Below are 11,750 nucleotides of genomic sequence, written 5' to 3'. Positions count from 1 at the left end.
CGGGTCAGACCGGCTGGGCGACCTGCCCGCCGGTGATGACGCGGTAGACGTACGCCGTGCTGATGCTGAAGATCGGCACGGTGACGAAGAGCGCGATGCCGCAGGTGCACACCGAGGCGATGACGAGCAGGACGAGCAGCAGGACCCAGAGGAAGATCGGGCCGGCGTTGTCCTTGACGAGCCTGAAGCTGCCGGAGAGCGCGTCGCCCACCCCGGCGCCGCTGTCGACGACCCGCGAGCTGGCGAAGAGCAGGAAGAAGCCGACGACGAAGCCCGGCAGGATGCAGAAGAGGAAGCCCACCGAGGTCAGCAGGCTGACGACGATGCCGGTGAGGATGCCGATCCCGACGTTGTAGCCGCTGAACATCCGCCCGAGCTCGGCCTTGCGCCCGTCGAGGACGTCGAAGGACATCCGCAGCATGCCCAGCGAGATGATCGAGGCGATGATGCTGCCGACCATGCTGAAGAGGATGCCGAAGGGCTGCAGGCTCCACGCGGCATTCGCGCCGTTCCCGCTCGCGTCGAGGTCGAAGCCGCCGTCGAGGTAGGTGCCGAGGACGTTGAAGAGGCCCGTGAGCACGAGGGTCAGCAGCGTGACGAGCAGGTAGGGCACGGGGTTGCGCGTGAAGGCGGCCCAGCCGTACTTGATCGCCTCGACCGGCTCGAGCTGGCTCGTGCGGTAGCCGCCGGTGGGCGGCGGGGCGGACATGTACCCGCCCGGGCCGCTCGGGGGGCCGTAGCCCCCGCCACCGGGCCCACCGGGGTAGGGGCTGGGGCTGCCGTAGCCCGGGCCTGCGGGGCCGCCGTAGCCGGGGCCCGACGGGGGCCCGCTCGGCGGGCCGTAGCCGGGGCCGGTGCTGCCAGAGGGGTCGTGCGGAGGGGTGCCGGGGGGCGGAGGGGTCGTCATGGCCGTCAGCCAACCATCCGGCATGCCCGAGGGGCCAGGCGACGAGCCGTGCCGGCCCAGGATCCGGGCGGGGAGGACTCCCCGTCGGGGCGTGCCAGGGGCCGGCGCCGAGGGGCCGTCAGGCCGAGCGCGAGGGCTCGACGACGAGCGCGTCGAGGTGCAGGACGGCCTGCACGGGGTCCGAGGGCAGGAGGGTCGCGCCGATGCTCGCGGCGAGCTCCTCGGACGCGCCCGAGCCGCCGATCGCGACCTGGGTCGAGCCGGACAGCCGACGCACGAGCGGGGTGAGGGGCTCGAAGACCTCGCGCCGGGTACCGCCGAGCACGACCGCGTCGGCCCGGACCCGGGTGGCGACGGTGTCGATCGCGGCGAGCGGGGTGTCGGCGCCGAGGAAGCGCACCGACCAGCCCCGGCGGGAGAGCACGACGGCAGTCATCAGCGCCGCGATGTCGTGGCGCTCGCCGGGCGGGCAGGCGACGATGCCGACGCGGCGACCGGCCGAGGCGAGGTCGAGACCGAGGGCTCCGACGTGCTTGCGGATCGTGTGGCTCGCGAAGTGCTCGTGCGCCACGGAGACCTGACCCGTCTCCCACTGGTGCCCGAGGACGACGAGGTAGGGCAGGAAGACGTCGACGATGGCGGCCTCGACCCCGAGCAGGTGAGTCGCGCGGCGCACGGCGGCGACGACGGCGACCTGGTCGAGGGCGCAGACCGCGTCGTCGATGTCCTTGGCCAGCTCTTCGTTCGTCGGGACGGGGGCCCCGGGCTCGAAGGCCGACCGGGCCTGCTTGACGGCGGCCGCGAGCCCGATGCCCTGCTCCTTGAGCGCGATGACGTCACGGGCGAGGCGCTCGTCTGCCGAGGTGTAGAGGCGGTAGCCCCCGGGGGTGCGATCGGGGCTGAAGAGCTTGAAGCGTCGCTCCCACACGCGCAGGACATCAGGGGACAGACCCGTCCTGCGGGCCAGCTCTCCGATGCGAATTCCTTGAGTCACACGACCAGTGTAGGAAGGCTGGCAAGCCCAACCCTGGACAAAGGTTTGTCACGTCGGTGCAGGTCAGGGGATCTTGGGCGGTTTTGCTCCTGGATCTTCGCGGATCTGCCTGTCCACCCCCTCGTCGAGTGGCAGACCTGCGCCTGATGGCAGGATCTGCCGCATGACGCACGAGGGTGATCTGCAGTCGATGCTCGACGCCGCGAGGGCCGGTTCCGGCCGCCTCGCGGCGGGCTGGGGGCAGGGTCGGGCGACCTACGGCGGGGTCGTCGCCGGGGTGATGCTCGCAGCCCTGCGCGGCCGTCTCGAGGGGGCCTCGCAGGGGCTCCCCCTTCGCTCCCTCACCGTCTCCTTCGTCGCCCCCGCGACGGCCGGCCCCGCCGACCTCGAGGTCAGCGTGCTGCGCGCCGGCTCGAGCGTGACCCAGGGGCAGGTGACGATGCGCCAGGACGGCGCGGTCGTCGCCGTCCTGCTCGCGAGCCTCGGCGCGGAGCGGGCCTCGACGGTCTCCGTCACCCCCTCTGCCGCCTACCCGGTCCTGCCATCGCCGGACGAGACGACCGCGCTGCCCCACGTCCCGGGGGTGACCCCGGACTTCTTCGCCCATGTCGACCTGCGCCTGGCCGACGGCGGCATGCCGTACACGACGGCGTCGACCTCGCACATGCTCGGCTGGATGCGCTTCCGTGAGCCGACCCCGACCTTCGGCGAGGAGCACTTCGTCTCGCTCGTCGACGCGTGGCCGCCGGCCGTCATCCAGATGCTCGCGCAGCCGCGCCCGGCGAGCAGCCTCACGTGGACCCTCGAGCTCGTCGAGGACGTCACCGCCGAGCCCGACGAGTTCTGGGCCTACGAGGTGCGCACCGACCACGCCGGGCACGGCTACGGGCACACCCATGCGCACGTGTGGCGGCCCGACGGCACGCTCGTCGCCATCAGCCGGCAGACGGTGACCGTCTTCGGCTGAGGCGCTCGGGCCACCCCGGCGCTCAGTGGTTGCGCAGCGCGTCGATGAGCTCGTCCTTCGTCATCGACGAGCGACCCTCGATGTCGAGCTCACGGGCGCGCTCCATGAGCTCGTCCTTCGTGCGCTCGTCGTAGTCCTCGCCGTGACCGCCCTTGCGCCCGACCTGCGAGCGGGAGCTGTTGGCCGCGGCGTTGGCGATCCGGGCTGCCTTCTCCTTGCTCGCGCCGTCGTCGCGCAGGGCCTCGTAGACCTCCGGGTCCTTCACGGACGGGCCGGGGTCGCCCTTCGCGCTCGAGTCCTTGGCCATGGGGTCCTCCTCCAGGTTGGTTCCTCCCGACGCTAGCCGCGCGGGCGGGCGCGGCGGGCCCATCGCACCCCCTCGGGTGACGACCTGCCCCGGGCCGCGCCGGTAGACAGGGTCGATGAGCCCCGATCGAGCAGACCTGTCCGCCATCCCCCCGCAGACCCAGGACTGGCCGGGCACCACGGCCGAGCTCGACCCGCCGGCCGACCACGGCGAGAGCACGTGGACCGGCCGCGAGCGCCTCACCGGGCGCCGCGCCCTGATCACCGGGGGCGACTCCGGCATCGGCCGGGCGGTCGCCGTGACCTTCGCCAAGGAGGGCGCCGACGTCGCCGTCGCGCACCTGCCCCAGGAGCAGGCCGACGCCGAGCAGACGAAGGCGCTCGTCGAGGCCGAGGGGCGCCGCTGCGTGCTCCTGCCGGCCGACCTGCGCACGCACGAGGCCAACGTGCAGGTCGCCCGCGACGCCGTCGAGCAGCTCGGGGGCGTCGACGTGCTCGTGTGCAACGCCGCGTACCAGATGACCCACGACGAGCTGGCGGACTTCCCCGCGGACCAGGTGGTGCGCACCTTCGAGACCAACGTCTTCGGACCCTTCTGGCTCGTGCGCGAGCTCGCCGAAGAGCTCGCCGGCGGGTCGGTCATCGTCACGACGTCGATCCAGGCGATGGAGCCCTCGAGCCACCTGCTCGACTACGCGGCGACGAAGGCTGCCCTCAACAACCTCGTCGTCAACCTCGCCGCCGAGCTGGGCCCCGCCGGCACCCGCGTCAACGCCGTCGCGCCCGGGCCCATCTGGACCCCGCTCATCCCTGCGACGATGGCTGCGGACAAGGTCGAGGGCTTCGGCGCCGACACCCCGCTGGGCCGTGCCGGTCATCCCGTCGAGGTCGCCGCGGCCTACGTCTTCCTCGCCTCCGACGAGGCGTCCTACGTCTCGGGCACGGTCCTCGGCGTCACCGGCGGCAAGCCGATCTTCTAGGGCCGGCCGACAGGCGGGTGAACCCTGAACGAAGGGGGCGGCGACGCGCCCCCTTCGTCCGCCGGGTCTGCCATCGTCGTGGCATGAGCGACGTCCAGACCAAGGCCAGCGAGCTGCTCCGACTCCACCACACGGGCGAGACCCTCGTCCTGCCGACCGTGTGGGACGCGTGGAGCGCCCGTGCGGCCGCTGACGCCGGCTTCCTCGGGCTGAGCATCGGCAGCCACCCGCTCGCCGACAGCCGTGGGCAGCAGGACGGGGAGGGCATGACCCTCGACGACGCGCTCGACGGCATCTCGCGGATCTGCGCGAGCGTCGACCTGCCCGTGACCGCCGACGTCGAGTCCGGGTACGGCACCCCCGCGGCAGAGCTCGTCGAACGGGTCCTCGAGGCGGGCGCCGTCGGCATCAACGTCGAGGACACGGTGCACGGCGAAGGGGGACGGGTCCGCGAGGTCGCGGAGCACGCGGACTACATCGGCGCGCTGCGCCAGGCTGCCGACGCCGCCGGGGTCGAGCTCGTCATCAACGCGCGCACCGACGCTCTCGTGCACGGCACCGAGAAGTTCGCCGACCCGCTCGCCGAGGCGATCACCCGCATGCAGGCCTGCGAGCAGGCCGGGGCGCGCAGCCTCTACCCCGTGCGCCTGCCCGACGCCGCTGCCCTGCGCGCGATGCTCGACGCCGTGAGCACCCCGCTCAACGTCACGGCCCACCCCGTCGACGGGTCGATGTCGGGCTCCTTCGAGGAGCTCAAGGCGGCAGGCGTGCAGCGCATCACCTTCGGCCCGCTGCTCCAGATGGCGCTCGGCGACCCGATGGCGCAGCTGCTGAGGCCCTGGGCGCCCTGACCCCCTTCGCCCCGCTCCCGACCAGTCGGTGAGCGCGGATCGCCGCTACGTCGTCGGCGTAGCGGCGACTCGCGCTCAGACTCGGTCCCTCGGGCACTGCACGACGAAGGCCCCCGCACCGGATCGGTGCGGGGGCCTTCGTCAGGAGCGGGTGCGTCAGCGGCTGCCGGCGCGGGTGCTCGTCGAGAAACGGGTGACGCTGCCGCCGGCGGAGGACGCCGAGCGCGGGCCACGGCTGCCGCCGGGGCGACCGCCACCCTGACCGCCGGAGCGGCCGGAGCCCTGGCCACCGGAGCGACCCGAGGTCTGGCCACCGCGGCCACCACCGGAGCGACCGCCCGCGGGACGACCGCCGGAGCGGCCACCGCCCGAGGCCGAGCCCGTGGAGCGACCACCGGAGCGGCCCCCCTTCGCGCCGCCTGAGGCGGGCACCTCGGCGACGAAGCCGCCGGGGTAGCTGCGCTCGCCGGGGGCGAGCTCGGACAGGACGGGGTGCCCGGCGGAGACCTGGTGGGTCGTCGCGGTGATGCCGGCCTTGCGCATGAGGTCGCGGACGTCACGGCGCTGGTCGGGGGTCATGAGCGTGATGACGGTGCCCTTGCTGCCGGCGCGGGCGGTGCGGCCCGAGCGGTGCAGGTACGCCTTGTGCTCGACCGGCGGGTCGGCGTGCACGACGAGCGAGACGTCGTCGACGTGGATGCCGCGGGCGGCGATGTCGGTCGCGACGAGGGTGCTCGCCGTGCCGGAGTGGAAGGCCGTCATCGTCCGCGTGCGGGCGCCCTGGCTGAGGTTGCCGTGGAGCTCGACCGCGGGCACGCCCTCGGCGTTGAGCTGACGGGCGATCTTCTTCGCACGGTGCTTGGTGCGGGTGAAGACGACCGTGCGGCCGGGCGCGGCGACGAGGTCGACGAGCACGGGCAGGTGGGTGTCGGGGCTCACGGCGAGCACGTGGTGCTCCATCGTGAGGACCGGCGACTGCGCCGAGTCGGCCTCGTGGGTCACCGGCTGCTGGAGGTAGCGCTTGACGAGGACGTCGACGCCCGCGTCGAGGGTGGCGCTGAAGAGCATGCGCTGGCCGTCGCGGGGGGTCTTGTCGAGGATCCGCTTCACGCCGGGCAGGAAGCCGAGGTCGGCCATGTGGTCGGCCTCGTCGAGGATCGTCACCTCGATGTCGTCGAGGATGACGTGGCCCTGGCCCATGAGGTCCTCGAGACGGCCGGGGCAGGCGATGACGACGTCGACGCCGCGACGCATGGCCTCGACCTGCGGGCCCTGGCCGACGCCGCCGAAGACGGTGCGGCTGGTGAGCTTCGTCCCCTTCGTCAGGTCGAGGAAGGACTCCTCGATCTGCGAGACGAGCTCACGGGTGGGGGCGAGGATCAGCGCGCGGGGGCGGCGCGAGGCCGGGCGGCGCGGCTCCTCGGTGAGCCGGGTGACGAGCGGCAGGAGGAAGGCGAAGGTCTTGCCGGAGCCGGTCCGGCCACGGCCGAGGACGTCGCGACCCGCGAGCGAGTCGGGCAGCGTCGCGGCCTGGATGGGGGTCGGCACCGTGATCCCGCGGTCGGCGAGGACGGTGACGAAGGGGGTGGGCACGCCGAGGTCGGCGAAGCCCTGGGCCTGTGCAGGCTGAGTCATACGGGTGGTGCTCCACATCTGTGGTGGTGGTCGTCCTGCCCGGCGCGGCAGGGTGCCGCGGCGCATCGGCGAACAGACGTCGGCCCTGCGAGGCAGGTCCAGGAGGTCTCTCCGGGGCACCGTCGTGGTGCCGGCACCGATCGGCGTCAGATGAGCGATCAGGTGCGGTGGTCCGCAGCAGAACTGGGCGGGCCGTTGCAACCAGTCTATGCGGCCGCAGCGGCCGGTGACGAATCGCCCCGGACGCGCTCCGCCCGGAGGGCGGGCAGGTAGCCGACGAGGGCGACGAGCCCGACGAGGGCAGCGGTGACGACCGCGGCCTGGGTCGAGGTGCGCTCGGCGAGCAGCCCCAGCGACGGGGAGACGACGGCGAAGGCGAAGAAGGAGACCATCGAGTCGATCGACAGGACGGTCGCCCGGTTGCTGGCGCTCGCCTCGCGGTGCAGCAGGGCACGGTGCATGACGCCGCTGCCGAAGACGCCGTAGGTGAGCAGGTAGGCGGCGACGAGGGCGACCGGTCCGAGGACGACGCCCATGACGAGAGCGCCGACGCAGTGGGCAGCCCGGCCGAGCAGCGCCGTGCGGGCGACGCCGATGCGGCGCGAGACCCGCCCCGCAGCGACGGCACCCAGCGAGAAGGCACCCCACCCGACGGCCGCGACCGGGCCCATGAGCGCGCCTGCCGTGTCGAGGCCGCCGACGAGCTCCGCGAGCCGGATCGGCATGAAGGTCTCCTGCACCACCATGACGACCGAGGTGAGACCGCTCGCGAGGACGAGACCGCGCAGCACCGCGCTCGTCGCGACGAGGCGCAGACCGCTGACGACGACGGCCGGGGCGGCCTTCGCCGAGGCCAGGGCCCGACCGAGCGGCCCGGCGGAGGTCTGCTCGACGGCCTCGGCCAGATCCGGGGTGGCGGCGTCGGTGTGCAGGTGCGGGACCTCGCGCATGAGGGCGAGGACGGCGACGAGGTGCCCGACGGTGAGGACCGCGAAGAGCGCCATCGGCAGCTCGAGCGCGGACCGGCCCTCCATCGGGTGCCACGCGACGAGGCCGCCGGACAGCAGCGAGCTCGCCGCCATGCTCGCGCCGATGATCGAGCCCGCACGGGCGAGCGGCTGGTCGACGTCGGCACCGGGCGTGCGCTCGTGGACGGCGTCGACGAACCACGCCTCGAGCGGGCCCGACTCCAGCGCGCGGAAGACGCCCATGAGGGCGCCGGCAAGGAGGTAGGTGCCCCACGAGCTCGCCGTGAGGTAGGCCGCGGCGGCGGCGATCTGCACGACCGCGGCGGCGACATAGACGGGGCGACGCCCGAAGACGTCCGTGAAGCCGCTCGTCGGCAGCTCGAGGAGGGCGACGACGAGCCCGATGGCCGCGAGCGCGCTCATCGCCTGCGCCGTGCCGAGACCGAGGTCGAGCGCCCAGAGGACGAAGAGCCCGACGACGAAGCCGGTGGGGAACCACCGGGTGAAGGTCAGCACGTAGTAGACGCGGGTGGGGCTCATCGCAGGTCCTGCTCCCCGTCGGGCTCGACGTCCTCCGGCGCGGGGTGGTCGTGGTCGGGCACGACGTAGCTGTGCACCTGGACGCCGAGCGGACGGGTGCCCGGGGGGCGCTCGTCGCCGACGAGCGGGAGGGTCGCGAGGTGCTCGAAGAGCTCGTGCACGCGCCGCGAGACCTCCTGCGCCTGCTCCGGCGTCGCCCAGACGGCGACGTCGCTGCTCGTCGTCAGCTGCCGCCACTGCGGCGACAGCGCCGACCGCGCGGCGATCGCGTCCTGGAGGACCCGGACCTGCTGGGTGAGCGCGGCCTGCCAGAAGGCGTCGTGGGTGTCGCGCTCGGCCTCGTCGGCCTCGGGGCTCTCCTGCACGCTCGTCCACGCCGCCGCGGCCCGCCACCAGCGGTCGCGCCCGCTCCCCCGCTGCTCGTCCTCGGCGATGAAGCCGTGCTCGGCGAGCTGGCGCAGGTGATAGCTCGTCGCGCCGGTGTTGATGCCCAGCCGGGTCGCGAGGCTGGTCGCGGTCGCCGGGCCGTCCGAGCGCAGCAGGGCGAGGAGCCGCAGCCGAAGGGGGTGGGTCAGGGCCTTGAGCTGGGTCGGGTCGGGCGTCGTCGAGCTGGGCACACGACGACCGTACAACTACACAGATATCTCTGCAAACAGATCTTTGCAGTCGTGCTGCAAGCCAGCCCTCCGCCCGCCACCACGTCGGCAGAGCGGTCGGCGGCTCCGGGCATCAGGGCGGGAGCAGACCCGCCCGCTCCGCGAGCACGGCGACCTGGGTCCGCCCGGTGACGCCGAGCTTGACCTGCGCGGCGGCGAGGTGGGTCTTGACCGTCGCCTCGCCGATGAAGAGCGCTCGCGCGATCTCGGGGTTGGAGCGGCCGTCGCCGACGAGACGGACGACCTCGCGCTCTCGCGGGCTCAGCTCGGCGACGAGCCGGCGGGCCTCGGCCTGGCGCGGTGCGCCGCCGGCCCGGATGTGGGCTGTGAGCCGCCGCGAGGTCTCGGGCGAGAAGGCGCCGTCGCCCGATGCGACGGCGCGGATGGCGCCGGCGATCTGCTCGGACGCGGTCTTGAGCAGGAAGCCGTCGGCCCCGGCGACGAGCGCGCGCACCGGCACCTCGTCGACGTCGAAGGTGGTCAGGACGAGCACCCGAGGGGGCCGGGCGAGGGCGCGCAGGCGCCGGGTCGCCTCGATGCCGCCGATGCCCGGCATCCGCAGGTCCATGAGGACGACGTCGGGGTAGTGCGCCAGGGACAGCTCGACGGCCTCCTCGCCCGACCCCGCCTCGGCGACGACGTCGATGTCGGGGGCTGCGGCGAGGATGAGGCGCAGGCCGGAGCGCACGAGGGGGTCGTCGTCGCACAGGAGCACCCGGACCGGGCTGACCGGCACCGTCATGACTGCCACCGCCACGGCAGGTGCACGACGACGCGCAGGACGTCCTCCTCGACGAGCAGCCGCAGCTCGCCGCCCAGCAGCTCGACCCGCTCGCGCATGCCGGTGAGCCCGGCGCCGGGGTGCACCTCGCGCCCCTGCGGGACGTGGTTGGCCGCCTCGAGCAGCACGCCGTCGGCGCTGCGGGCCCGCACGACGAGACGCACCCCGTGGGTCGGGGCGTGCCGCCGGGCGTTGGTGAGCATCTCCTGCACGACGCGGTAGGAGGTCTGGCTGGTCTGCACGTCGAGGTGGTCGCCGTCGTGCAGGCTGATCGTCGCGACGACGGTCATACCGTGCGCGACGGCGTCGTCGACGAGTCCCTCCACGTCGGCGATGCCCGGCACCTGCGAGGTGATGTCGGATGTGCCGTCGCGCAGCACGGACACGAGCGAGCGCAGGTCCTCCGCGGTGCGGCCGGCAGCCTCGCGCACGAGGCTCGCCGAGCGCCCGAGCTCGCCGTCGGGCGCGTGGGCCTCGAGGGCGGCCGCGTGCAGGGACACGACGGAGAGCCGGTGGCCGATGACGTCGTGGACCTCGCGGGCGATCCGCTCGCGCTCGTCCTGCGCGGCGAGCCGGTCGCCGAGGTCCGCGGCGACGGCGCGCTGATGCGTCACCTCGCCGGCGCTGCGCTCGAGCACCCGGCGCACGGCACCGGCCCCGAGGAAGATCGCGCTCACGACGAGCCCGATCGTCACCGGGACCCACCACGGCGCCGCACCTCGGTCCACCGCGGCCTCGGCCGTCGTCGTGTCGACGACGAGCCCCCGCCAGGCCGACTCATAGCTGTTGCGGCCCTGCAGGTCACGCCACGTGACCACGACGGTGCAGACGGTGACGAGAGCCGCCACCGGCACCGCGACGGCGGTCCGCTGACGGCGCACGACATGCAGACCGGCGACGAGCGCCACCAACGGGTCGAAGGGGGCGATCGCCGCGAAGAGCGACCCTCCCACCGCGAGCGGCAGGGCCAGGCGCACCCGCCACACGAGGAGCACGAGCAGCGCCAGACCGACGAAGAAGCTCAGCATGCCCAGCGGGGTCGCCGGCGTGTCGTGCGTCGTCGGGAGACCGGGCGCGCGACGTGCGTCGGTGGTGAGCAGGGCCATCGCCAGCGTGAGGATCCCCAGCAGCCACCACCCGGCGAGAGCTGCTGCGGAGCGCGCCGACGCCGACCACCACGCGCGAGCGCGACGGTCCGGGGTGGCGGCGACGGTCATGGCGTGAGAGTAGGGCGCCCCGGCGACAGCCGCCCTCCCCCGATCGGCGGACCCCGGTCGAGCCGCTCGGCGGAGGTGGCGGGCTCCCCCTTCGCGATCCGATGAGGCCATCACCCCGGACCGCCAGGAGGCACCCCATGACCCAGCCCCACGACCCCTCGCAGCCGCAGTGGCAGCCGACCTACGCCCCGGCCCCGCCGCCGCAGCGCGGCTGGGTCTCGCGCCACAAGGGCCTGACCGTCGTCCTCGCCAGCGGCGCCCTCCTGCTCGCCTGCTGCGGCGGCGGCGCCGCGGTCCTCGCCGAGGGCGGCTCGTCGACCTCCCCGACCACCGAGGCGGGGTCGAGCACCTCACGACCGACCGACGGCCGCTCGACGACCCCGACGAAGGGCTCGAAGAAGAAGGCCGCGGCGACGAAGGCCTCGGGCCCCGGCATCGGCGACGCCGCCCGGGACGGGAAGTTCGAGTTCGTCGTCAAGAGCGTCAAGCCCGGTGTCGCCTCGGTCGGCGACGACTTCCTCCAGGAGAAGGCGCAGGGCCAGTTCGTCCTCGTCGAGATCTCGGTGACGAACATCGGCGAGGAGGCCCAGACGATGTTCGACTCCGAGCAGAAGATCATCGACACCCAGGGGCGCACCTTCGAGGCCAACAGCTCGGCCGCGATCTCGATCGAGGGCAACTCCGACGTGTGGCTCACCGACGTCAACCCGGGCAACACCGCCACCGGGACGATGGTCTTCGACATGCCCAAGGGCGCGACGCCCGCCTCGATCGAGCTGCACGACTCGATGTTCTCGGACGGCGTGACGGTCTCCCTGCGCTGACCCCGAAGCCGGCCACGTGGCGTCCCACCGGGGGGACGGGGGGCGCCACGTGGTCCTCGCGGGTCGTCGGCCATGACGGCCCGGGCGAAGGGGGCTACCCCTTCCCAGCCTCCGACCACCGTCT

General features: G+C 73.6%; 12 protein-coding genes. 4 read left to right on the top strand and 8 right to left on the bottom strand.

Going from position 1 to position 11,750, the window contains the following annotated elements:
• Positions 1-4: 4 nt before the first annotated feature.
• A complete protein-coding gene (locus ABIB53_RS14770) occupies positions 5-907 on the bottom strand; it encodes a hypothetical protein (protein ID WP_123092607.1) in 903 nt (300 codons plus the stop codon).
• 118 nt (positions 908-1,025) lie between these two features.
• A complete protein-coding gene (locus tag ABIB53_RS14765; protein ID WP_354588728.1) occupies positions 1,026-1,901 on the bottom strand; it encodes a MerR family transcriptional regulator in 876 nt (291 codons plus the stop codon).
• A gap of 163 nt (positions 1,902-2,064) precedes the next feature.
• Between ABIB53_RS14765 and ABIB53_RS14760 the strand changes: the two genes are divergently transcribed.
• Positions 2,065-2,868 (top strand): acyl-CoA thioesterase, encoded by an 804-nt coding sequence (locus tag ABIB53_RS14760; protein ID WP_354588727.1) that lies wholly within the window; start codon positions 2,065-2,067, stop codon positions 2,866-2,868.
• Between the two features lie 22 nt (positions 2,869-2,890).
• On the opposite strand, the gene ABIB53_RS14755 is transcribed toward ABIB53_RS14760, so the two are convergent.
• On the bottom strand, positions 2,891-3,175 hold the full coding sequence (locus ABIB53_RS14755; RefSeq protein ID WP_191564811.1) for a DUF7218 family protein: 285 nt from the start codon (positions 3,173-3,175) through the stop codon (positions 2,891-2,893).
• A gap of 115 nt (positions 3,176-3,290) precedes the next feature.
• On the opposite strand from ABIB53_RS14755, the gene ABIB53_RS14750 reads away from it, so the two are divergent.
• Both ABIB53_RS14750 and ABIB53_RS14745 read left to right on the top strand, forming a co-directional pair.
• Positions 3,291-4,154: an SDR family oxidoreductase gene (locus tag ABIB53_RS14750; RefSeq protein ID WP_123092611.1), complete on the top strand. Its 864-nt coding sequence runs from the start codon at positions 3,291-3,293 to the stop codon at positions 4,152-4,154.
• 83 nt (positions 4,155-4,237) lie between these two features.
• A complete protein-coding gene (locus ABIB53_RS14745) occupies positions 4,238-5,005 on the top strand; it encodes an isocitrate lyase/PEP mutase family protein (protein WP_354588726.1) in 768 nt (255 codons plus the stop codon).
• Positions 5,006-5,161: 156 nt separating this feature from the next.
• Here ABIB53_RS14745 and ABIB53_RS14740 read toward each other — a convergent pair whose 3' ends face one another.
• The 5 genes from ABIB53_RS14740 to ABIB53_RS14720 form a co-directional block, all read right to left on the bottom strand.
• Complete coding sequence (locus tag ABIB53_RS14740; RefSeq protein WP_123092614.1) at positions 5,162-6,640, bottom strand: DEAD/DEAH box helicase; 1,479 nt, start codon at positions 6,638-6,640, stop codon at positions 5,162-5,164.
• Positions 6,641-6,846: 206 nt separating this feature from the next.
• Positions 6,847-8,148, bottom strand: a complete 1,302-nt coding sequence (locus ABIB53_RS14735) for an MFS transporter (RefSeq protein ID WP_123092615.1) — start codon at positions 8,146-8,148, stop codon at positions 6,847-6,849.
• Complete coding sequence (locus tag ABIB53_RS14730; protein ID WP_224767027.1) at positions 8,145-8,765, bottom strand: winged helix-turn-helix domain-containing protein; 621 nt, start codon at positions 8,763-8,765, stop codon at positions 8,145-8,147. The genes ABIB53_RS14735 and ABIB53_RS14730 overlap by 4 nt, the downstream gene beginning before the upstream one ends.
• A gap of 112 nt (positions 8,766-8,877) precedes the next feature.
• Entirely contained in the window at positions 8,878-9,546 is a 669-nt protein-coding gene (locus ABIB53_RS14725) for a response regulator (protein WP_229300177.1), read from the bottom strand.
• On the bottom strand, positions 9,543-10,802 hold the full coding sequence (locus tag ABIB53_RS14720) for a sensor histidine kinase (RefSeq protein WP_354588725.1): 1,260 nt from the start codon (positions 10,800-10,802) through the stop codon (positions 9,543-9,545). Before ABIB53_RS14720 ends, ABIB53_RS14725 begins: the two co-directional genes overlap by 4 nt.
• Before the next feature lie 137 nt (positions 10,803-10,939).
• Here ABIB53_RS14720 and ABIB53_RS14715 point away from each other — a divergent pair, with 137 nt between their 5' ends.
• Entirely contained in the window at positions 10,940-11,626 is a 687-nt protein-coding gene (locus tag ABIB53_RS14715; protein ID WP_201464746.1) for a DUF4352 domain-containing protein, read from the top strand.
• Positions 11,627-11,750 lie beyond the last annotated feature (124 nt).

The sequence above is a fragment of the Janibacter sp. UYMM211 genome, assembly GCF_040547045.1.
In the GTDB taxonomy this organism is placed as follows: Bacteria; Actinomycetota; Actinomycetes; order Actinomycetales; family Dermatophilaceae; genus Marihabitans; species Marihabitans melonis.
Note: the sequence above shows the minus strand (reverse complement) of the source record. Positions and strands in the feature narration are given on the sequence as shown.

What these genes read in the sequence shown, in the direction of transcription:
- ABIB53_RS14770 (WP_123092607.1), bottom strand. Translation starts at nt 907, where the DNA reads ATGACGACCCCTCCGCCCCCCGGCACCCCTCCGCACGACCCCTCTGGC.
- ABIB53_RS14745 (WP_354588726.1), top strand. Translation starts at nt 4,238, where the DNA reads ATGAGCGACGTCCAGACCAAGGCCAGCGAGCTGCTCCGACTCCACCAC.
- ABIB53_RS14715 (WP_201464746.1), top strand. Translation starts at nt 10,940, where the DNA reads ATGACCCAGCCCCACGACCCCTCGCAGCCGCAGTGGCAGCCGACCTAC.
- ABIB53_RS14725 (WP_229300177.1), bottom strand. Translation starts at nt 9,546, where the DNA reads ATGACGGTGCCGGTCAGCCCGGTCCGGGTGCTCCTGTGCGACGACGAC.
- ABIB53_RS14750 (WP_123092611.1), top strand. Translation starts at nt 3,291, where the DNA reads ATGAGCCCCGATCGAGCAGACCTGTCCGCCATCCCCCCGCAGACCCAG.
- ABIB53_RS14760 (WP_354588727.1), top strand. Translation starts at nt 2,065, where the DNA reads ATGACGCACGAGGGTGATCTGCAGTCGATGCTCGACGCCGCGAGGGCC.
- ABIB53_RS14720 (WP_354588725.1), bottom strand. Translation starts at nt 10,802, where the DNA reads ATGACCGTCGCCGCCACCCCGGACCGTCGCGCTCGCGCGTGGTGGTCG.
- ABIB53_RS14740 (WP_123092614.1), bottom strand. Translation starts at nt 6,640, where the DNA reads ATGACTCAGCCTGCACAGGCCCAGGGCTTCGCCGACCTCGGCGTGCCC.
- ABIB53_RS14755 (WP_191564811.1), bottom strand. Translation starts at nt 3,175, where the DNA reads ATGGCCAAGGACTCGAGCGCGAAGGGCGACCCCGGCCCGTCCGTGAAG.
- ABIB53_RS14735 (WP_123092615.1), bottom strand. Translation starts at nt 8,148, where the DNA reads ATGAGCCCCACCCGCGTCTACTACGTGCTGACCTTCACCCGGTGGTTC.